The following is a 20,228-nucleotide window of genomic DNA, read 5'->3' on the forward strand; positions in this document are numbered from 1 at the left end:
GGGAGATACCAATGAAAACCGCAGTGACCAAAGCCGTGTTCCCCGTGGCGGGTCTCGGCACCCGATTCCTCCCGGCGACCAAGGCGAGTCCGAAGGAAATGCTGCCCGTCGTCGACAAGCCGCTGATTCAATATGCGGTGGAGGAAGCGGCAGCCGCCGGCATTACCGAAATGATCTTCGTGACGGGACGCAACAAACGCGCCATCGAAGACCACTTCGACACCGCGTTCGAACTCGAAGCGGAGCTCGAAGCGAAGAACAAGCAGGCGCTGCTCGAGGTGGTGCACTCGATCAAGCCGTCGCACATCGACTGCTTTTACGTGCGCCAACCCAAAGCGCTGGGCTTGGGCCACGCCGTGCTGTGCGCCGAAAAGCTCGTGGGCGACGAGCCGTTCGCGGTCATCCTCGCCGACGACCTGCTCGACGGCGAGCCGCCTGTGCTCAAGCAGATGGTCGATCTGTACAACCAGTATCACAACTCGATCATCGGCGTGGAAGAGATCCCCATCGAGCAAAGCCGCTCGTATGGGATCGTCGCGGGTAACGAGTGGGGCGAGACGGACATCGTCAAGCTCACCGACATCGTCGAGAAGCCGGCTCCGGAGAACGCGCCGTCGAATCTCGGCGTGGTCGGCCGCTACGTGCTGCGTCCGCGCATCTTCGATTGCATCCGCGAGATCGACCCGGGGTCAGGCGGCGAGATCCAGCTCACGGACGCCATCCAGAAGCTCATGCAGGATGAAGTCGTGCTGGCTTATCGCTACAAGGGCAAGCGTTTCGATTGCGGCAGCAAGCTGGGCTATCTGAAGGCGACGGTGGAATTCGCGCTGCGCCACCCGGAGTTGAAGGACGCGTTTCGCGAATATCTGCGCGAGTCGCACGGCGATCTGGTGTAAGCCATCTCGCCCGACCAATAAAAAAGCCGACGGCGGGCCCGTCGGCTTTTTTTACCCCCGCTGGCGCACGACGTGTGCGCCTCGCGGCCGCGAGCAAGCGCATGGCGCAGCGCCGCGCGGTTCAGCGGCGACGCATCAGGAAGTGGAACGTCTTGCCGTCTTCGCGCGATTCGAGCAATTCGTTGCCCGTCTGCTTGGCAAACGCGCTGAAGTCACGGGCGGCGCCCGGATCGGTCGCGATGATGTGCAGCACTTCGCCGCTTTGCATTTCGGCCAGCGCCTTTTTGGCGCGCAGGATCGGCAGCGGGCAATTCAGGCCGCTCGCGTCGACTTCTTTCTGGAATTCCATGCTCATGTCCCTCTACTGTGTCTCGTATGTTTCGTCCGGGCCCTACGCATCGTCCGACTCGTGTGCCGGGTTCGCCGTGCAGACCGCGATTCTACCGTAGTCTCGCGTCGGTCACCCGTGCCTGCCCCGCCGCCGGCCACTTAGTCGGCACTCAGTCGGCAATGGACGAGCGCGCCGATTCCACATACTCGACGGGCAGATTACGGCGCCGCAGCCACTCGGCCACGGCATGCCCGGTGCCGGCGCGCCAGGGCCGCACGCGCTCGGGCGCCACGAGACGAAATTCGGCAAGCTCCTCGGAGAGCCGGATATCGCCGTCGCATACCGCGTGATACGCGATGATCAGTTCGTTCTTGCGCATGAACTCGTACACGCCGAGCAGCGAGATCGCGTCCACGTCGAGGTTGGTTTCTTCCTTGATTTCGCGCCGCACGCCGTCTTCGGGGGTCTCGTCGCGCTCCAGGAAGCCCGTGATGAGCGCGAACATGCCTTCGGTCCAGGCCGCATTGCGGGCCAGCAGAATCTGGCCGCGATACTCCACGAGGCCGGCGACCACCGGCAACGGGTTATCCCAATGCACGAAACCACAGACGAGATCCGGACAGGCCCGGCGCACGCGTCCGGCCATCTCGCGCGAATCGAGCGGCGCGGCGCAGCGGGGACAGAAAAGAAGTTCAGTCATGATCGTTTTTCGGCGAATTCGAATATCTTAAATGAACTCATGACGCGCTGCACATTCCGCTGATTCCGGGACTCCCGCCAACGGCGCAGCCCGGGCGCGGGCTTATAATCGCCCTTTGTCCCGCCGCTTTCGTCCCCGCCACGTGTCCGACATTCCCAACGCCACGCCCGCTTCCGACGCTTCCGAGTCCGCCACGTCCACCGGCCCCGCGTTGCCGGCCCGACTCGCCAGGCGAGGCATGCGCCGCTCGCAGCGCCTGTGGCGCAACTACGGCGTATTCTGGCTGGGCGCAGTGCTCGTCGGTCTGGTCTCGGTCGCATACGCCAAGCTCGTCGACTTCGGCTTCGAGCTGTTCCAGCGCATGCTCTCGCACGGTTTGTGGCTGCCGCTCATCGTCACGCCGCTGGGCGCGTCGCTGGCCATCTGGCTGACGCAGAAATGCTTCAGGGGCTCGGAAGGCAGCGGCATTCCGCAGGTGATCGCCGCGCTGCAGGACTCGCGACTTTCGAAATCGCTGCTCACGCTGCGCATCATGTTCGGCAAGATCGCGATCTCGTTCCTCGGCATCCTGTGCGGCTTCACCATCGGCCGTGAAGGCCCGACGGTGCAGATCGGCGCCTCGCTCATGTACGCAATGCGCCGCGGTTACCGGCGCAGCAGCGCCCACATCGAGCGCCAGCTCACGCTCGCCGGCGCCGCCGCGGGGCTGGCCGCCGCCTTCAACACCCCCCTCGCGGGCGTCGTGTTCGCCATCGAGGAGCTGAGCCGCAGTTTCGTCGCGCGCAGCAGCGGCACGCTCATTACCGCCATCATCTTCTCGGGCGTCGTGGCACTCGGCCTGCAGGGCAACTACCTGTACTTCGGCCACATCAAGGCGCTCAGCGAATTTCACTGGGCGCTGATCCCCGTGCTCGTCGCCGCGAGCCTGCTCACCGGTGTGGCCGGCGGCCTGTTCAGCTGGCTGATGCTCAACGTCCCACGCTGGATGCCCGCCCCGCTCGTGAACCTGCGCCGGGCGCGCCCGGTTCGCTTCGCATTCCTGTGCGGGCTCGCCATCGCGGTGATCGGCATCGCCTCGGGCGGCCTGACGTTCGGCAGCGGTTACGCCGAGGCACGCGCCCTGCTCGAATCGCACGAGGCGCTCTCGCCGTTCTACGCGCTGCTGAAATTCGCGGCGCTGTCGGTGTCGTACCTCTCGGGAATTCCGGGCGGCATCTTCGCACCGTCGCTGGCCATCGGCGCGGGTCTCGGCAACGTGATGGCGCACCTCACGTCCGTCGTGCCGTTGCCGGCGATGGCCGCGCTGTGCATGGTCGGTTATCTGGCCGCCGTCACGCAGTCGCCGATCACCGCCTTCGTGATCGTCATGGAGATGATCGACGGCCACCAGATGGTCATTCCGCTCATGGCCGTGGCGCTGCTCTCCACCCAGGTCTCGAAAGCGATTGCGCCGTCGTTCTACCACGCGCTCGCACACCGCTTTCTCACGCCTACGGCGCCCGCCCCGCGGCAAGGCTGAGCGTGGCGGCTCCGCCGCCGGGCCGCTCAGGCGCCGGCGAGCGCCCGGATGTCCGCGGCAAGCCGCTCCACGGTCTCCACGCGCGTGTCCCAGGCGCACATGAAACGGCACCCGCCTGCGCCGATGAACGTGTAGAAGCGCCACCCCCGGGCGCGCAGCGCTTCGATCACGTGCAGCGGCAGTTCGGCGAACACGGCGTTGGCCTGCGTCTCGAACATCAGCGACACGCCCGGCACGTCGCGAATGCGCTCGGCGAGCCATTGCGCCATCGCGTTGGCGTGGCGCGCGTTGCGCAGCCAGGTGTCGTGCTCGAGCATGCCCAGCCACGGCGCCGAAATGAAGCGCATCTTCGAGGCGAGTTGACCGGCCTGCTTCACACGGTAAGCGAAGTCCTCGGCAAGCGCCCGGTTGAAGAACACCACGGCCTCGCCCACGGGCAGACCATTCTTGGTTCCACCGAAGCAAAGCACGTCCACGCCCGCGCGCCACGTGAGGTCGCCGGGATGGCAGCCGAGCGTGGCAACCGCGTTGGCAAAACGTGCGCCGTCCATGTGTACGCGCAGGTTGCGGCGCCGGGCCACCGCGGAGATGGCCTTGATTTCGTCGACGGTATAGACCGTGCCGACTTCCGTCGCCTGCGTCAGGGTGACGACCCTGGGCTTCGGGAAATGGATGTCCGAGCGCCGGCTGATGACCGACTCGACGGCCTCCGGCGTGAGCTTGCCGTTGTTCTCGCGCCCGCGTGCGGTGAGCAACTTCGCGCCGTTGGAGAAAAACTCCGGCCCGCCGCACTCGTCGGTCTCGACGTGCGCGAGTTCGTGACAGATCACCGAGTGATACGACTGCGAGAGTGAGGCCAGCGCGAGCGAGTTGGCTGCCGTACCGTTGAACACGAAGAAGACGTCGCAATCCGTATCGAACAGCCCGCGAAGGCCGTCACAGACACGCTGCGTCCACGTATCGTCGCCATACGCCACCTCATGCCCGCTGGCGTTGGCCTCCACCAGATAGTGCAGCGCCTCGGGGCAGATGCCGGCGTAATTGTCCGACGCGAAGTGCTGAGGCGTTTGTGCGCTCCCGCCGCCAGCGGGTGCGGCGAGCGGCGATACGTGGGAGACATGGGGGGCGGACGGCGCGTGTGACATGGCGACCTCTTCAATACGCGGACGGGGCCGCGTCGCGGCCCCCGTCATGAACAAATCCAACCGTGAGCCTTGTGCCGGCTCATTCCGGTCGCGGGTCGGACCACAGCGTGCCGCCGGTGGCCCAGTTCTCGCGCTTGACGTCGGTAATGATGATATCGACGGACTCCGGCGTGCAGCCGATCGTACTCACCGCCGCTTGCGTGACGGCTTTGACGAACGCACGCTTTTGCTCGACCGTGCGACCCTCGAACATCTCGACGTGAAACGTAGGCATTGCTGTGTCTCTCCTTGTGCTGTTATCGAAGCCGGCGGCCCGCCCGTGACTGACTGTCGCCTTGCGGGCGGCCCGCTGGACGTTGCGCGGCCGATGGCGCCCGGGGCCGTCAATCGCGAAACGAGGCGTCTATTCTATCGAGTTTGCGCAGCAGTGCGGGCCACTCGAGCACGCCTTCGATCGCGCCGCCGTCTTCGAGTTGCACGGCTGTCTTGTCCTGCACGGCCGGACTGGGCATATGCGGCGCGACGCCGCCGGCGAGCGTTAGCAACTGGATGTCGCACGCCTTGACGAGCGTGGCCATCAACACGAACGCCTCGGCGACGGTGCGACCGACGGTAAGCGTGCCGTGATTGCGCAGCAGCATCGCCGGATGCGCGCCGAGCGACGCCACGAGCCGCTCGCCTTCGGACGGCGAGAACGCCAGCCCTTCGTACTCGTGGTAACCAATGCGCTCGTGAAAGCGCAGGGCGTGCTGCGACATCGGCAGCAACCCGTGCGGCTGGTTCGAGACGGCAATGCCGGCCGTGTTGTGCAGGTGCATGACGCATACAGCGTCGGCGCGCGCGGCGTGCACCGCGCCGTGCAGGGCGAAGCCCGTCACGTTTACCGGATGTTCGCTCTCGCCGACGATCTCGCCGTCCATCGTGATCTTCACGAGATTGGACGCCGTCACTTCGTCGAACGTGAGGCCGAACGGATTGATGAGGAAGTGCCCCGGCTCGCCGGGCACCATCGCCGAGATGTGCGTGTAGATGAGATCGTCCCAGCCATGGAGCGCCACGAGCCGGTAGCAGGCCGCCAGGTCGACGCGCATCTGCCGCTCGGCGTCGCTCATGGCGGTGGCGGCCTTCTTGCCCGCCTTCAGGGTAAAGGACATGCGCAGGTTCCGAAGATGAAAGTGTCGCGAGTGCCGAACGTCGAAGCTCGCGCCGGGCGACGCGCCCGGCTCAGGGTGCGTGCTCGTGCGAGCGTCGCCAGTCCCACACGAAGCCGATTGCGCCGAGTGCGAGCACGCCGCTCGCGCACAGCAGGGCGGCGGTGAAGCTGCCCGTGGCGGCGACCAGCGGTGCGGCCACGAGCGGCCCGACGATCTGCCCGATGCCGTAGGATGCCGTGACCAGACCGATCAGGCCATTGGCGTTGTCCCCACGCAGGCGCCGGCATTCGCGCACCGCATACACGGTGATCGCCGTAAACGGCAGCCCCACGAGCACGCTGCCGAGCGCGAAACCGGCAACGTTGGGCAGCACGATCCCGATGCCCACCCCCGCGCCTTGCATGACGTAGCAGGCCGCGAGCAGCAGCCGGTTGTCCCACGCGAGCGGCGCGCGCGCGCCGATCATCGCGCCGGGAATCACCATGAGGCCCAGCAGCGGGAAGAACAGATCGGGCCATGGCGAGCCCGGCAGCGCCTGACGCGCGATCACCGGCAGGAACGTCGCCGTGATGATGTAGCCGAAGCCGGCAAAACCGTAGAGCACCGTCACCGGGATCACGTTCTCGCCGCTGCCGTGGTTGGCGGCGTGCGGCGCCGCATCGTCCGCCGTCCGGCTCGCGCCAGGCGCCGCCGATGCCGCCGGCGCATCGGCCACGAACGTGCGCCAGATCGCGGCGAGCAGCACCAGCGCGAGCACGCCACACGACAGCCAGCCACCCCGCGCGGGCCATGCCATGGCCGTGTTCAGGCTCGCGAGCAAACCGGTCACGACGATGCCAGCGCCCGGCCCGGCGAAGATCACACCGCCCAGGCTGGGCATGCGCAGCTCGGCCAGCTTGCGAAATCCCCATCCCGCCGAGAACACCATCGCCCACGCGCTCATCACGCCCGCGAGCGTGCGCACCACGGCCCACACCACGAACGACTCCGTCATGCCCATGGCGAACGTCAACGCGACCGTGGCCGCCAGCGCGAAGCGAATGATGAGCGTCGGCGTCAGATGCAGCCACATGCACGACAGCGCGCCCACGAAATAGCCGGCGTAGTTCAGCGACGCGAGCCAGCTACCGTGTTGAATGTCGGTGAGATGCTCATGAAGCATGAGCGGCAGGATGGGCGTGAAGGCGAAGCGCCCGATGCCCATCGCAATGGACAGGGCAAGCATGCAAGACAGGGCAATGCGCCACGCCGCGCGTTCCGGTCGGGGCTGGCGAGGCGTGACGGCACTGTCGGATTCGGCGAGTGTGGCTGGCATGAGAATGGCTGACCCGCAGGCGGGCAAGGACTAACGACGGCGAGAACACGCAGCGAGGCGCGCGGCATGCCGGATACTTTACATGCAAAGCATCTTGCGAGGCGATGGTTCCCCTGTGTGGACAGGGGCATTCAACGTGTCGGCGTGTCGGCGTGTCGGCGAGTTTGAGCGCCAGGCATTGAGGTGGCCGGCAACACAAGCAAAAACGCGCACCGAAGTGCGCGTTTTGATAGGGCCCGGCCGGGGCCGACAGAATGAATCGCCGCAGGCGGGGGCGCCGCCTGCCGTCGGCAACGCCCACGAATTGCCAACGGGCTGCCGGCGAATTACAGCTTGCCCGCGACCCAGCCCTGCACGCCGGCGAGCGCCTGCGGCAGTTGCGACGGATCGGTGCCGCCGGCTTGCGCCATGTCGGGGCGGCCGCCGCCCTTGCCGCCGACTTGCTGCGCGACGAAGTTGACCAGCTCGCCCGCCTTGACCTTGCCGGTCGCGTCGGCGGTCACGCCGGCGATCAGGCTCACCTTGCCGCCGTCGACAGCCGCGAGCACGATGGCTGCGCTCCCGAGCTTGTCCTTGAGCTTGTCCATCGTCTCGCGCAGCGTCTTGACGTCGGCGCCGTCGAGCTGAGCGGCGAGCACCTTCAGGCCGTTCACGTCGACCGCCTTCCCGACCAGTTCATCGCCCTGGCTCGACGCGAGCTTCGACTTGAGCGCGGCCAGTTCCTTCTCGAGCGACTTGACCTGCTCCTGCACCTGCGCGATGCGCGGCGTCAGTTCGGCCGGCTGCGTCTTGAGCGCGGCCGCGGCTTCGTTGAGCTGGTCGTCGAGCTTCTGCACGAAGCGCACCGAGTTGTCGCCGGTGATCGCTTCCACGCGGCGGATACCGGCGGCCACGCCGCCTTCCATCACGATCTTGAACAGGCCGATGTCGCCCGTGCGCGCCACGTGCGTGCCGCCGCACAGTTCGCGCGACGTGCCGATGTCGAGCACGCGCACTTCGTCGCCGTACTTTTCGCCGAACAGGGCCATCGCGCCGCCCTTTACCGCATCGTCGTAGGACATGAGCGCCGCATGCACCGGTGCGTTGGCCAGCACTTCGGCGTTGACGATGTCTTCCACGCGACGGATTTCGTCGGCGGTCATGGCGGCGTTGTGCGCGAAGTCAAAGCGTGTCTTGTCGGCGTCGACGAGCGAGCCCTTTTGCTGCACGTGGGTGCCGAGCACCTCGCGCAGCGCCTTGTGCATCAGGTGCGTCGCCGAGTGGTTGCGCACCGTGCGCGCGCGACGCACGGCATCGACCTGCGCCGTCACGGCGTCGCCCACCTTCAGTTCGCCCGATTCGAGCGTGCCGTAGTGACCGAAAACGTCGGCCTGGATTTTCTGCGTATCGGCCACACCGAAGCGCGCGCCGGCCGTCGTGATCAGCCCCTGATCGCCGACCTGACCGCCCGACTCGGCATAGAACGGGGTGGTGTCGAGCACCACGATACCCTGCTGGCCCGCGCCCAGCTTGCCCACGCTTGTGCCGTCGACGTACAGCGCCGTGATCTTCGCGCCTTCGATGGACAGCGTGTCGTAGCCCTGGAAGCGCGTCTTGTCGCCGTCGTACTCGAGGGCCGTCGCCATCTTGAACTTGCCGGCGGCGCGCGCCTGCTCGCGCTGACGCGCCATCGCGGCGTCAAAACCGGCTTCATCGACCGAGATGTTGCGCTCGCGGCAGACGTCCGCCGTCAGATCGAGCGGGAAGCCATACGTGTCGTGCAGCTTGAACGCGAGTTCGCCGTCGAGCGTGGTCACGCCGCGCGCGGCCAGATCGGCCAGCGCGCCTTCGAGAATCTCCATGCCGTTCTCGATGGTTTCGCCGAAGCGCTCTTCTTCCTGCCTGAGCACGTCCGTCACGCGCTGCTGCGCCTGGGCCAGCTCCGGATAGGCCGCGCCCATTTCGGCGACCAGATCCGGCACGAGCTTATAGAAGAACGGCTGCTTGCAGCCGAGCTTGTAACCATGACGGATCGCGCGGCGGATGATACGGCGCAGCACGTAGCCGCGGCCTTCGTTGCCGGGGATCACGCCGTCGACGATCAGGAACGAGCAGGCGCGGATGTGATCGGCGATCACCTTGAGCGAGTTCGCGCTCAGATCGCTCACGCCGGTCTCGCGCGCCGCGGCCTTGATCAGGTGCTGGAACAGGTCGATCTCGTAGTTGCTGTGCACGTGTTGCAGCACGGCCGCGATACGCTCCAGCCCCATGCCGGTGTCGACGCACGGCTTGGGCAGCGGCGTCATGTTGCCCTGCTCGTCGCGGTTGAACTGCATGAACACGAGGTTCCACACTTCGATATAGCGATCGCCGTCCTCTTCGGGCGATCCCGGCGGGCCGCCCCACACGTCGGGGCCGTGGTCGTAGAAGATTTCCGAGCACGGGCCGCACGGACCGGTGTCGGCCATCTGCCAGAAGTTGTCCGACGCGTAGCGCGCGCCCTTGTTGTCGCCGATGCGGATGATGCGCTCGGTCGGCACGCCGACTTCCTTCGCCCAGATGTCGTAGGCCTCGTCGTCTTCCTTGTAGACCGTGACCCAGAGCTTGTCCTTGGGCAGTTTGTAGACGTCGGTGAGCAACGCCCATGCGTACTGGATCGCTTCGCGCTTGAAGTAGTCGCCGAACGAGAAGTTGCCCAGCATTTCGAAGAACGTGTGGTGACGGGCCGTGTAGCCGACGTTCTCCAGATCGTTGTGCTTGCCGCCGGCGCGCACGCTGCGCTGGGCCGTGGTCGCACGCTTGTAGGGGCGCGTCTCGAGGCCGAGGAAGACGTCCTTGAACTGCACCATGCCGGAGTTCGTGAACAGCAGCGTGGGGTCATTGGACGGCACGAGGCTCGACGAGCGCACGATCGTGTGCCCCTTCGACTCGAAGAAGTTGAGGAATTTTTCCCGAATGTCTGCGACTTTCATAGCGTGCTTGAGAGCGTGGGGACCGGGCGGGCGCAAAGCGAAGCCTGGCGGGTATTTTGCAAACTTTTGATTATACGGGAAATCGGCCGTATCACCGCGCCGCGCCTTCCACCGCGTGCTCGGCCACACCCTCGGCCACGCGCTCGGCACCCATCGAACCGCTGCCAACCGCACTGCGAAACGACGCTGGTCAAGACGCCAGTCACCCACGTAGACTGCTGACCACGAGTTCCGCATTGCAAAACAACGTTTCGCACATGACGCCCGACACGCAACGTCGGCGACCATGAGGCGATCCCCTCAAGGAGAGAGATGACGATGGGCGCGCTGAGCCATATTCGGGTGCTGGATCTTTCGCGCGTGCTGGCCGGTCCGTGGGCGACGCAGAACCTTGCCGATCTGGGCGCGGACGTAATCAAAGTGGAGCGCCCCGGCGTGGGCGACGACACGCGCAGTTGGGGCCCGCCCTATCAGCGCGACGCCGAGGGCAACGACACGGCCGAGGCAGCCTACTACCTTGCCGCCAATCGCAACAAGCGCTCGCTCACGCTGGACATCTCGCGTCCCGAGGGGCAGGCCATCGTGCGCGCCCTGGCCGCGCAGAGCGACGTCGTCGTCGAGAACTACAAGGTCGGCCAGCTCGCCAGATATGGGCTCGATTACGCTTCGCTCAGGGCCGTCAGGCCCGACCTCGTCTATTGCTCGGTGACCGGTTTCGGCCAGAATGGCCCATACGCCTCGCGCGCCGGCTACGACTTCATCGTGCAGGGCATCGGAGGCTTCATGAGCATCACGGGCGAGCGCGACGGCCTGCCCGGGGGCGGTCCGCAGAAGGCCGGCGTGGCGATCGCCGACCTGATGACCGGCATGTACGCAAGCCTGGCCATCATGGCCGCGCTCACCCACCGCGATCGCACCGGCGTGGGCCAGTACATCGACATGGCCCTGCTCGACACGCAGGTCGCCATGCTCGCCAACATGAACACCAACTATCTGGCGAGCGGCAAGGCGCCCGTGCGCTGGGGAAACGCGCATCCGAACATCGTGCCGTATCAGACCTTCCAGACCGGCGACGACGGCTGGATCATCGTCGCCGTGGGCAACGACGGCCAGTTCCGCAAGTTCGTGGAAGCCGGCGGCGAACCGGCGCTGGCCGATGACGAACGGTTCGCCACGAACCCGGCGCGCGTGCGCCATCGCGAGGCGCTCGTGCCGCTGCTCGCGCGCATGGTGCGCAAGTTCGGCAAGGACGCATGGATCGACAGGCTCGAAGCGGCCGGCGTACCGTGCGGCCCGATCAACACGCTGCCCGAAGTGTTCGCGCACCCGCAGGTGATCGCGCGCGAGATGGCGCTCGAGCTGCCTCATCCGTCGGGCGGGGTCGCACGCCTGGTGGCGAGCCCCATGAAGATGAGCGAGACGCCGCCGCTCGCGCGCACTGCGCCGCCGACGCTGGGCCAGCACAGCGACGACATCCTGCGCGAGCGTCTGGGCTTCGACGACGCGAAGATCGCCGAGCTGCGCCGCGACGGCATCGTCTGAGCGGGCGCGGCCAATACGAAAAAAGCCTGCCGCGATGTGCTGCGGCAGGCGTCTGACGACGGCGTGACCCACGTGACACGCCGCTGCCACCGGACAACGCGCCGGCCGTTGGCCGGGCGCGCTTCATTCGTAGCGCTTTCCCTCGGCCAGCAGTTCGGGCGTGCCGATCACGGCGTTGAGCCCGTCGAAGTCGAGCATGCGGTCGCGCCAGGCGGCGGTCGTTCCGTGCTCGCGAAGGTTCGCGTAATACCCCTGCAGCGCGTGCGCGACCGCGCGCGCCGTGCCGCCGGGGAAGATGACGATGCGAAAACCGATGTCGGCCAGCGCCCGGGCGCTGTGCACCGGCGTCTTGCCGCCCTCGACCATATTGGCGAGCAGCGGCACGCGCGCGGCGAAGCGCTCGCATGCCGCGGCCATCTGCTCGGTCGTGCGCAACGCTTCGATGAACAACGCGTCCGCGCCCGCTTCGAGATAGCGCTCGGCGCGATCGAGCGCGGCATCGAGCCCTTCGACGGCCACCGCATCGGTGCGCGCGAGGATCAGCGTGCCGGCGTCGTGCCGCGCGTCGACCGCCGCGCGCACCTTGCCCGCCATTTCCTGCACGCTCACGACGCCCTTGCCGTCGAGATGCCCGCAGCGCTTCGGAAACGTCTGGTCTTCCAGCTGGATCATGGCCGCGCCGGCGCGCTCGAAACCGCGCACGGTTCGCTTGACGTTCAACGCATTGCCGAAGCCCGTGTCGGCGTCGACGATCACGGGCACCGGCACGCGCTCGGCAATGCGCGCGAGCGTGTCCTCCACTTCGGGATAGGTCGTGAGCCCGATGTCGGAGCGAGCGAGCCGCGTGTAGGCAATGGACGCGCCCGACAGATACAGCGCGTCGAAGCCGGCTTGCGCGGCGACGAGCGCGGACAGCGCGTCGTACACGCCGGGCGCGAGCAGCACGCCTTGTCCGAGCCGATCGGCAAGCCGCGGTTTGAGAGACGACGATGTCGTCATGCGCAAGTCTCCTGGGAATGTGATGCAGCGCCGAGCGTTGCGATGGCGGTCGTGGCGGCCAGATACCCGCCCGCCACGGCCGAGAGCAATCCGTTGCCGGACAAGTAGCCCCATACGGCGTTGCCCGATACGCCTCGCGCCGCGCCGCCGGCGGCCAATAGATTGGGAAACGGCGAACCGTCGGTGCGCAGCACGCGGCAGTGTGCGTCGATGTCGAGGCCGCCCTGGGTGTGAAACAGCGCCCCCGTGACCTTGACGGCGTAATACGGCGCATGGAGCGTTCGGGTGAAGCGCCGCCCGTCCGCCGGCGTGGCATCGGGCCTCACGCCGTCGAGCGTGGCGCGCAGCGCGGCCGCGTCGCATCCGATCGCGGCGGCAAGCGCGTCGACGTCGGCGCAGCGCTTGAGCGCGCCCGCGGCTTCGGCCTCCCGGAAGTCGGGGAATGTGCGCGCAAGCGCGAGCGTTTTCGCATCGAACACGTTCCACGCGACGCCGCCCGGCTGCGCCAGCACGTTGACGGCCGCCTCTGAATAGCCGTGCGTTTCGTCGTGAAAACGCCGGCCTTCACGATTGACCTGCACGCCGCCATCCATGATGACGGCCCACGAGATCAGCACCCCATGCGGGCTCGCCCACGAGCCATGGCCCTGATAGCCGCCCAGATCGGCCTGCGCCGCACCGAGCGCCCTGCCCCACAGCAGCGCGCTGCCGTCGTTGCCCTCGTGGCCGCCATACACGGCGTGGGCCATCTCCGGCAGCCATTCGGCACGCAGCGCCGCATTGCCGCCGAAACCGTTGCAGGCGAGCAGCAGCATGTCGCACCCCAGGTACTCCATCGCGCCGTCGGGCCGCACGCCCCCCACGGCCTGCACGCGGCCGGCGTCGTCGAGCCACAGCTCGCGCACGAGCGTGCGCGTGAGAATGGCGGCGTCGGTTGCCAGCACCGCGCGCTCGAGCGCCGCCATGAGGGCCGCACCGGTACGCTCGGGCAGGCTGTGCATGCGGCGCACGCTGTGTCCGGGGTACAGAAAGCCGTCGAGCACGTCGAACGTCAGGCCGTGGCGCGCCAGCGCATCGATGGCCGGTCCCGACGCCTGGGTGTACGCCGCCACCAGATGCGCGGCGGCGGTGCCCCTGGTCTTGCGCATGATGTCGTCCGCGAACCGCGCCGGACTGTCGTCGATGCCGGCAGCACGCTGCACGGCGCTGCCCGCGGCCGGAATGAAACCCGATGACAGCGCGCTCGAGCCGCTCGGCACGGCGTCGCGCTCGAGCAGCACGCAGTCGACGCCGGCGTCCTGCAGCACGAGCGCGGCCGTCAGCCCGCACGCGCCCGCGCCGACGATCACCACGCTCACCTGCGGCAGGTCGTCGACGGGCGGGCGCCCCTTTCGAACGACGGGGCCTTCCGTCATGCCGTGTGCGCTCATGCTGCGATCCGGCCTGCGAAGGCCTCGCAAGTGACGATTTCGCCGACCGTGAGCAGATCGGCAAGCGCGGCGTCGTGCGCCGCTGGAGTCGGCGCGGCGCAGCCGTCGGCGAGCACGAGCACGCGGTAATCGCGCATGTGGGCGTCGCGCACCGTGCTGGCCACGCCGCCATTCGTCACGATGCCGCACACCGCCACCGTGTCGATGCCGGCTCGCCGCAGCACCCAGTCGAGCTGCGTATTGAAGAAGGCGGAATAGGCGACCTTCCACACCGAGACGTCGACGTGTCCGGCCAACGACGCCACCGTGGCGTGCCCGTTCGTGCCCGCCACGAAGTCGCCGCGCCGCAGGAACGGGCGCAATTGCTTCAGGTGCGGCGAGATCATCGGCTCGCCGTGCGCGTCGGGCCAAAGCGTGAACTGGCTTGCCGCCACGTAGCCGCCGGCCGCCTTGAGCGAGCGGGCGACAGGCGCAAGGCGCGCGGGCAGCGCCTGCGCCTCGGCCGTTGTCGCGCCCCCCCGATCGTAGGCGCCGCCGGGCGTAATGAAATCGTTCTGTAGATCGACGATGACGAGCGCAGTGCGCGTCGCATCGAATCTTGCGGTCGGGCTCATGAGCCGAATCTCCTGTGGTGGGGCTCAGGCGTCGCGCGTGATGAGCAGATTGCCCAGCGCATCGACGCGCCCGGAGAAACCGGGTTCGAGCCAGATCGTCGTGTCGGACTGTTCGAGGATGGCGGGCCCCGCGACCACGGCGCCGACCGGCAGGTCCAGGCGTGCATGCCGCACGGCGTCCCACCACTGGCCCGCGTGATAGACGCGCTGCGTGCCGAGCGGCGCCGGCATTTCGGTCGCTTGCGGCGCGAGCACCGCGAGGTCGAACTTCGGACGCACGCCTATGCGCGCATAGCGCAGGTTCATGATGCGCACCGCAATGCCGTCGAGCGCGCGCCCGAAAGCCTCGCGATACGCGGTCTCGAATGCCCGTGCAATACCTTCGCGATCGAGCGCCTCGCGCGCCACCGGCACCCGCACCGTGTGGCTCTGGCCCACGTAGAGCATGTCGAGTTCGATGACTTCGCGCACGGCGTCGAAGCGCACGCCGGCCGAGTCGAGGCGTTGCTGGCATGCCTGCCCCAGCGCCTCCACGCGCGCGACGAGATCGTCCGTGTCGAGCGCGGCGAGCGGCTGGTTGAGCGTCTGCACGCTGTCGTGCCGCATGTCGGCGATCACGCAGCCGAGCGCGGAGGTCACACCCGGATAGCGCGGCACGATGCCGGTCGTGGTGCCGACCTCGCGCATCATCGCGCACACGTGCAGCGCGCCCCCGCCGCCGAACGGCATGTAGGCGAACTGGCGCGGATCGTGGCCGCGTTCGATCGAGACCACGCGAATGGCGCCGGCCATCTTCGCATTGGCAACGGTGAGAATGGCTTCGGCCGCCGCGTGGACGTCGAGTCCGAGCGGCTCGGCCACGTGCTCGCCGATCGCGCGTTCGGCCAGGCTCGCGTCGAGCTTTGCCAGCAACCCGCCGCCCAACGGCCGGTCGGCGGCAATGCGGCCGAGCAGCACGTTGGCGTCCGTGACGGTGGGGCGCGAATTGCCGCGCCCATAGCACGCCGGCCCCGGCACGCTGCCGGCCGACTCGGGGCCGACCTGCAGCAGGCCGCCCGCATCGACGGACGCAATCGAGCCGCCGCCCGCACCGATCGTCTCGATCTGGATCATCGGCGAGCGCACGACCATGCCGAATTCGATGGACGTCTGCGCAGAGAGCGAGGCTTCGCCGCCCGCGACCAGCGACACGTCGAACGACGTGCCGCCCATGTCGCCCGTGACCACGTTGGCGAAACCGGCCGCGCGCGCAATGGCCGCGCATGCGATCACGCCGGCCGCGGGGCCCGAGAGCGCCGTGCGCACCGGCACGTCGCTCGCCGTCTCGCGCGACATGATCCCGCCATTGCTCTGCACCACGAGCAGTTCGCCGCCGAAGCCCTGCGCCTGCAGGTCGCGCGCGAGCCGCGTGAGATAGCCGCCCACCACCGGCTGCAGCGACGCGTTGAGCGTCGCGGTCGAGCAGCGCTCGAACTCGCGGATCTCGGGCAGCACTTCGGTGGCGGCCGTCACGTTGCCATTGGGCCACAACGCACGCACCGCGGCGACCGCCCGTTGCTCGTTTACCGGATTCGCGTAGGCGTTGACGAAGAACACGCAAACCGCTTCGCATCCCGCTTCGAGCAGCGCGCGTGCCGCGGCCTCGACCTGCGCGATATCGACTTCGGTGTGCACCGTGCCGTCGGCCAGCACGCGCTCGTCGACTTCGAGCCGCAGATCGCGCGGCACGATGGGCGTGAAATTGCCGCGCAGGCCCCACGTGGCCGGCCGGTCGCGGCGGCGCATCTCGAGCACGTCGCGAAAGCCTGCCGTGGTGATGATGCCCGTGCGGGCGACCTTGCGCTCGAGCAGCGCGTTCGTGCCCACCGTCGTGCCATGCACGATGGTGGCGATCGCCGCGGCGCCGCCCTTGCCCGACGCATCGACGCGCTCGATTCCGTTCATGAAGCCGCGCGCTTCCTCGCCGCGCGTGGACGGCACCTTCACGATGCGCGCCACGCCGGCCGCCTCGTCGAGCACGAACAGATCGGTAAAGGTTCCGCCCACGTCGACGCCAACGACGAGCGGGGATTGGGGGGTGGCGACTGCACTCATGCCTGTTGCTCCTTCGTTGCCTGGTCGGCGGCGTCAGCGCGGGTATCCGCCTTCGCCCCTGTCACATAGCCCATCGCACGATCGTGTTCGCGCTGGCGCGTGTCGCGCCGGGCCGGGTCGCCGTAGCCGCCGCCGCCCGGCGTCTCCAGCCGGACGCGCTCGCCGCGCGCGAGCTTGATGCCGAGCATCTTCGAGGCCATCGGCGGCATATGCCACTGCCCCTCGCGCTGATAGCGAAAGACGTTGGGCACCGATGCCCGGCCGCCGGCAATGCCCTGCGGCGCCGAGCGCCCGCGCTCGCCGAACACGAAAGCCTCGGCACTGTCTTCGAGCAGCTCGATTTCGTAGATGGCGCCCAGTCCGCCGCGATGCTCGCCGTCGCCGGCGGAGTCGGGGCGCAGGGCCCATTGCGTGAAACGCACGGGATAAGCGGCTTCGAGAATCTCCACCGGCGGAATGGTGGCCGTCGAGATCGGGGCGTTGCCGTGCGACAGGCCGTCGCCGTCGCTGTGACCGCCATGGCCGCCGCCGAAGAAGCTGAACATCACCCAGCGCTGGCCCTTGCGCGCCGCATCGGTGCGATAGCCCGCGATCGACAGCGCGTTGATGGTGCCGTAGGCCTGCGCCATGGCGCGCTCGGGAGCGGCCTGCGCCATGGCGCAGAAGATCACGTCGATCATGCGCAGGATGGTCTCGGTGTAGCCGCCGACCGGACGCGGGCGTTGCGCGGAGATGAGCAGCCCTTCGGGCAGCTCGAAGCGCACGGCGTCGAGCACGCCGGCGTTGGCGGGCACGTCCGGGAACAGGTGCTTGAGCGCGACGTAACACGCCGCAATGGCCGTGGCGCGCGAGATATTTACCGGCCCCATGCACGCCGGCGACGTGCCGGTGAAGTCCAGCGTGAGCGTGTCGCCCGCCACGCGCATGCGCAGCGCGATGGTGAGCGGCTCGTCGCGCACGCCGTCGTTGTCGAGCGTGTCGCGATAAACGTATTCGCCGTCGGGCAGCGCACCCACGTGAGCGCGCATCAGTTTCACGGCGCGCTCGCGCAACTGGGCGAGCGCCTCCTGCACCGTGGCGTCGCCGTATTCGTCGAGCAGATCGGACAGGCGTCGCCCGCCCAGTTCGAGCGCCGCCAACTGCCCGTTCAGATCGCCCCAGAGGCTATCGGGCAAACGCGTGTTGGCCTTGAGAATGGCGAGCACGTCGGCGTCGAGTTCGCCGCCGCGCACGATGCGCACCGGCGGGATCTGCACCGCCTCCTGCCAGCACTCGGTCGCCGCCGGGTTGTAGTTGCCCGGCACTGCGCCGCCCACGTCGTGCCAATGCGCGGCCGAAGCGAGAAAACAATACAGCCGGCCGTCACGGAAGACGGGGCGAACGAGCTTGAAGTCGTTGGCGTGCGTGCCGCCTTCGTAGGGGTCGTTGAACAGCCAGACGTCGCCCTCGACCATGCCGCCGCGCTCGGCCGCGGCGCGCGCGGCCGCCTGCACGGCGAAGGCCATGGCGCCGACGAAGACCGGCAGGCCCGACTTGCCCTGCACGAGCGTGGCGCCGCTGGCCGCGTCGTAGATGCCGTGGCAGGCGTCATGGGCCTCGGCGATGATCGGGTTGAAGGCGCTGCGGTAGAGCGTCGCGTCCATTTCGTCGGCGATCTGCTCCAGCCGGCCCTTGAGGACCGCCAGCGTGACGGGATCTAGCATGAAGAAACTCCGTTAGGTGTCGCGTGAGATGTCGAGCTGCGCCGCTTGAGCAGATTGAGCAGGCCGCCCGCCTCGACCATGTCGAGCAGGAAGCCCGGCACGTTCTCGCAGGCCAGACGCGTGCCGTCGGCGCGCTCGATGAAGCCTTCGCGCGGCGCGAGCCGCACCGCTTCGCCCTCGGCGATGCGATGCGCCTCGGCGCACGTGAGCAGCAACAGCCCCACGTTGAAGGCGTTGCGGAAATACAGGCCGTTGAACGACGGTGCGATCACGGCGCGCACGCCGAGGTGTACGAGCGCGGCGGCCGCCTGTTCGCGCGAGGAGCCGATACCGAAGTTCGGTCCGGCCACGAGCACGTCGCCCGGCGCGACCCCGGCCGCGAATTCGGGCCGCACGCGATGCAGGCAGTGACGGGCGATCTCGTCGATGCCGAATTTCATGTACGCGCCCGGCGCGAGCGCGTCGGTGTCGATGTCGGCGCCGACCACCCACGCACGATGCGCGGGCGCGGCGAAAGCAGGAGTAGACCTTGGCAATGTCATGGAGAGCGTTGTCGGTACGGAATCAGGCGAGGACGTCGCGTGGATCGGCAATGCGGCCCGTGAGCGCGGCGGCGGCGACGGCGTAGGGCGAGCCGAGATAGACCTGCGCGCTCTCCGCGCCCATGCGCCCCTTGAAATTGCGCGCGGTGCTCGACATGACGGTCGCCCCTTCCGGGATCGAGCCGCCATAGCCCGCACAGGCGCCGCAGGTGCTGGCGAGCACCTGCGCACCGGCCGCGACGAGCGCGTCCATCACGCCCTCGCTCGCCGCCTGCGCCTGATCGCGCGCGGATGCCGGCGCCACGACGAAGCGCATACCGTCGGCAATGCGCCGGCCCCTGAGTACACGGGCGGCGGCGCGCAGGTCGTCGAGCTTCGCGCCCGTGCACGCGCCGAGATAGGCCACATCGATTGCCACGTCGGCAAACGCGTCGATGGCGCGCGTGTTGGCGGGACTGTGCGGCGCGGCGACCTGCGGGGCGAGCGTGCTCGCGTCGAACGCGTGCACTTCGGCCCGCGCGCCCGCGTCGCTTTGCCAGCGCCCGACGTCGATCGGGCCCGTCACGCCGACCGAGCGCAGGTAGTCGACGGTGGTCGCATCCGGGGCGATCAGCCCGACTTGCGAGCCCAGTTCGGCGCTCATGTTCGAGAGCGTCATGCGCTCCTGCATCGACAGCGCACGCACCGCCTCGCCGCAAAACTCGATGGCCTGATAGCGCCCGCCGTTCATGCCGAAGCGGCCGATCATGTGCAGCATCATGTCCTTGGCCGTGACGCCGTCGGCGAGCCGCCCGTCCCAACGCATCTGGAGGGTGTCGGGCACCTTCACCCAGATTTCGCCGGACACGGCCACACCGAGCATTTCCGTGCTGCCGATACCGAACATGTACGCGCCGAACGCGCCGCCGGTCGGCGAATGCGAGTCGCCGCCCACGCAGAACATGCCGGGGCGCAGGTGGCCGTGCTCGGGCACGACCACATGGCAGATGCCGACCGAGTCGTAGACGTTGGGCAGCGCCTGCGCCCGCGCCCAGTCGCGCGCGATGCGCACGATGCGGCGCGATTCGTCGTCCGACTCGGGCACGTAGTGGTCGATCACGAGCACGACCTTCGACTTGTCCCACAGTTGAGCGCCAAGCGATTCGAGCATCGGCTGGAGGCGGCGCGGGCCGCTCGAGTCGTGAAACATGGCGAGATCGACCTTGCACGTCACGATCTCGCCGACGGCTACCTCGGCGCGCCCACAGGCGGCGGCCAGCAGCTTTTGCGTGAGAGTTTGAGCCACGATGAGTC

General features: G+C 68.1%; 17 protein-coding genes. 3 read left to right on the forward strand and 14 right to left on the reverse strand.

Annotation, left to right across the window (positions count from 1 at the left end; all coding sequences use genetic code 11):
• The first annotated feature begins 11 nt into the window (after positions 1 to 11).
• Entirely contained in the window at positions 12 to 896 is an 885-nt protein-coding gene (gene galU / locus CDN36_RS07875; protein WP_150556830.1) for a UTP--glucose-1-phosphate uridylyltransferase GalU, read from the forward strand.
• Positions 897 to 1,017: 121 nt separating this feature from the next.
• Here the strand turns inward: galU and CDN36_RS07880 are convergent, their stop codons facing one another.
• Positions 1,018 to 1,245 (reverse strand): sulfurtransferase TusA family protein, encoded by a 228-nt coding sequence (locus CDN36_RS07880; RefSeq protein WP_150556829.1) that lies wholly within the window; start codon positions 1,243 to 1,245, stop codon positions 1,018 to 1,020.
• A gap of 151 nt (positions 1,246 to 1,396) precedes the next feature.
• Positions 1,397 to 1,927, reverse strand: a complete 531-nt coding sequence (locus tag CDN36_RS07885) for an NUDIX domain-containing protein (RefSeq protein WP_150556828.1) — start codon at positions 1,925 to 1,927, stop codon at positions 1,397 to 1,399.
• Between the two features lie 238 nt (positions 1,928 to 2,165).
• On the opposite strand from CDN36_RS07885, the gene CDN36_RS07890 reads away from it, so the two are divergent.
• Positions 2,166 to 3,446, forward strand: a complete 1,281-nt coding sequence (locus CDN36_RS07890; protein WP_150556879.1) for a chloride channel protein — start codon at positions 2,166 to 2,168, stop codon at positions 3,444 to 3,446.
• Positions 3,447 to 3,472: 26 nt separating this feature from the next.
• Here the strand turns inward: CDN36_RS07890 and CDN36_RS07895 are convergent, their stop codons facing one another.
• From CDN36_RS07895 to alaS, 5 genes are all read right to left on the reverse strand, one after another.
• A complete protein-coding gene (locus CDN36_RS07895) occupies positions 3,473 to 4,591 on the reverse strand; it encodes a threonine aldolase family protein (RefSeq protein WP_150556827.1) in 1,119 nt (372 codons plus the stop codon).
• Between the two features lie 79 nt (positions 4,592 to 4,670).
• Positions 4,671 to 4,979: a 4-oxalocrotonate tautomerase gene (locus CDN36_RS22585; RefSeq protein ID WP_370750488.1), complete on the reverse strand. Its 309-nt coding sequence runs from the start codon at positions 4,977 to 4,979 to the stop codon at positions 4,671 to 4,673.
• The gene (locus CDN36_RS07905) at positions 4,975 to 5,745 is read right to left on the reverse strand and encodes a class II aldolase/adducin family protein (RefSeq protein ID WP_287496423.1); all 771 of its coding nucleotides are present in this window, start codon (positions 5,743 to 5,745) and stop codon (positions 4,975 to 4,977) included. Before CDN36_RS07905 ends, CDN36_RS22585 begins: the two co-directional genes overlap by 5 nt.
• 70 nt (positions 5,746 to 5,815) lie before the next feature.
• Positions 5,816 to 7,060 (reverse strand): YbfB/YjiJ family MFS transporter, encoded by a 1,245-nt coding sequence (locus tag CDN36_RS07910; protein ID WP_287496424.1) that lies wholly within the window; start codon positions 7,058 to 7,060, stop codon positions 5,816 to 5,818.
• A 326-nt stretch (positions 7,061 to 7,386) separates the two neighbouring features.
• Positions 7,387 to 10,011, reverse strand: a complete 2,625-nt coding sequence (gene alaS, locus CDN36_RS07915; protein ID WP_287496425.1) for an alanine--tRNA ligase — start codon at positions 10,009 to 10,011, stop codon at positions 7,387 to 7,389.
• 318 nt (positions 10,012 to 10,329) lie between these two features.
• Between alaS and CDN36_RS07920 the strand changes: the two genes are divergently transcribed.
• Positions 10,330 to 11,553, forward strand: a complete 1,224-nt coding sequence (locus CDN36_RS07920) for a CaiB/BaiF CoA transferase family protein (RefSeq protein WP_287496440.1) — start codon at positions 10,330 to 10,332, stop codon at positions 11,551 to 11,553.
• A gap of 123 nt (positions 11,554 to 11,676) precedes the next feature.
• Here CDN36_RS07920 and CDN36_RS07925 read toward each other — a convergent pair whose 3' ends face one another.
• The 7 genes from CDN36_RS07925 to CDN36_RS07955 are packed head-to-tail and all read right to left on the reverse strand — an operon-like array spanning position 11,677 to position 20,223.
• Positions 11,677 to 12,552 carry an isocitrate lyase/PEP mutase family protein gene (locus CDN36_RS07925; protein WP_150556821.1) on the reverse strand — a complete coding sequence of 292 codons (876 nt, stop codon included), beginning with the start codon at positions 12,550 to 12,552 and terminating at the stop codon, positions 11,677 to 11,679.
• Positions 12,549 to 13,967, reverse strand: a complete 1,419-nt coding sequence (locus CDN36_RS07930) for an FAD-dependent oxidoreductase (protein WP_150556878.1) — start codon at positions 13,965 to 13,967, stop codon at positions 12,549 to 12,551. Before CDN36_RS07930 ends, CDN36_RS07925 begins: the two co-directional genes overlap by 4 nt.
• An 11-nt stretch (positions 13,968 to 13,978) precedes the next feature.
• Positions 13,979 to 14,596 (reverse strand): cysteine hydrolase family protein, encoded by a 618-nt coding sequence (locus CDN36_RS07935; RefSeq protein ID WP_287496427.1) that lies wholly within the window; start codon positions 14,594 to 14,596, stop codon positions 13,979 to 13,981.
• A gap of 24 nt (positions 14,597 to 14,620) precedes the next feature.
• Positions 14,621 to 16,690: a hydantoinase/oxoprolinase family protein gene (locus CDN36_RS07940; RefSeq protein ID WP_287496428.1), complete on the reverse strand. Its 2,070-nt coding sequence runs from the start codon at positions 16,688 to 16,690 to the stop codon at positions 14,621 to 14,623.
• The gene (locus CDN36_RS07945; RefSeq protein WP_287496429.1) at positions 16,687 to 18,393 is read right to left on the reverse strand and encodes a hydantoinase B/oxoprolinase family protein; all 1,707 of its coding nucleotides are present in this window, start codon (positions 18,391 to 18,393) and stop codon (positions 16,687 to 16,689) included. Before CDN36_RS07945 ends, CDN36_RS07940 begins: the two co-directional genes overlap by 4 nt.
• Positions 18,387 to 18,935, reverse strand: coding sequence for a LeuD/DmdB family oxidoreductase small subunit (locus CDN36_RS07950; RefSeq protein WP_150556817.1), 549 nt, complete (start codon positions 18,933 to 18,935; stop codon positions 18,387 to 18,389). The genes CDN36_RS07945 and CDN36_RS07950 overlap by 7 nt, the downstream gene beginning before the upstream one ends.
• 22 nt (positions 18,936 to 18,957) lie before the next feature.
• Entirely contained in the window at positions 18,958 to 20,223 is a 1,266-nt protein-coding gene (locus tag CDN36_RS07955) for a 3-isopropylmalate dehydratase large subunit (protein WP_287496441.1), read from the reverse strand.
• Positions 20,224 to 20,228: the final 5 nt, after the last annotated feature.

Origin of the sequence: Pandoraea sp. CB10b_02 (assembly GCF_002216225.1) — a bacterium.
In the GTDB taxonomy this organism is placed as follows: domain Bacteria; phylum Pseudomonadota; class Gammaproteobacteria; order Burkholderiales; family Burkholderiaceae; genus Pandoraea; species Pandoraea nosoerga.

Excerpts from the sequence above, each read along its gene's own strand:
- CDN36_RS07950 (WP_150556817.1), bottom strand. The coding sequence starts at position 18,935 with ATGACATTGCCAAGGTCTACTCCTGCTTTCGCCGCGCCCGCGCATCGT.
- CDN36_RS07905 (WP_287496423.1), bottom strand. The coding sequence starts at position 5,745 with ATGTCCTTTACCCTGAAGGCGGGCAAGAAGGCCGCCACCGCCATGAGC.
- CDN36_RS07945 (WP_287496429.1), bottom strand. The coding sequence starts at position 18,393 with ATGCTAGATCCCGTCACGCTGGCGGTCCTCAAGGGCCGGCTGGAGCAG.
- CDN36_RS07930 (WP_150556878.1), bottom strand. The coding sequence starts at position 13,967 with ATGACGGAAGGCCCCGTCGTTCGAAAGGGGCGCCCGCCCGTCGACGAC.
- CDN36_RS07920 (WP_287496440.1), top strand. The coding sequence starts at position 10,330 with ATGGGCGCGCTGAGCCATATTCGGGTGCTGGATCTTTCGCGCGTGCTG.
- CDN36_RS07935 (WP_287496427.1), bottom strand. The coding sequence starts at position 14,596 with ATGAGCCCGACCGCAAGATTCGATGCGACGCGCACTGCGCTCGTCATC.
- CDN36_RS07890 (WP_150556879.1), top strand. The coding sequence starts at position 2,166 with ATGCGCCGCTCGCAGCGCCTGTGGCGCAACTACGGCGTATTCTGGCTG.
- CDN36_RS07880 (WP_150556829.1), bottom strand. The coding sequence starts at position 1,245 with ATGGAATTCCAGAAAGAAGTCGACGCGAGCGGCCTGAATTGCCCGCTG.
- CDN36_RS07885 (WP_150556828.1), bottom strand. The coding sequence starts at position 1,927 with ATGACTGAACTTCTTTTCTGTCCCCGCTGCGCCGCGCCGCTCGATTCG.
- CDN36_RS07910 (WP_287496424.1), bottom strand. The coding sequence starts at position 7,060 with ATGCCAGCCACACTCGCCGAATCCGACAGTGCCGTCACGCCTCGCCAG.
- CDN36_RS07895 (WP_150556827.1), bottom strand. The coding sequence starts at position 4,591 with ATGTCACACGCGCCGTCCGCCCCCCATGTCTCCCACGTATCGCCGCTC.
- alaS (WP_287496425.1), bottom strand. The coding sequence starts at position 10,011 with ATGAAAGTCGCAGACATTCGGGAAAAATTCCTCAACTTCTTCGAGTCG.
- CDN36_RS07925 (WP_150556821.1), bottom strand. The coding sequence starts at position 12,552 with ATGACGACATCGTCGTCTCTCAAACCGCGGCTTGCCGATCGGCTCGGA.
- galU (WP_150556830.1), top strand. The coding sequence starts at position 12 with ATGAAAACCGCAGTGACCAAAGCCGTGTTCCCCGTGGCGGGTCTCGGC.
- CDN36_RS07940 (WP_287496428.1), bottom strand. The coding sequence starts at position 16,690 with ATGAGTGCAGTCGCCACCCCCCAATCCCCGCTCGTCGTTGGCGTCGAC.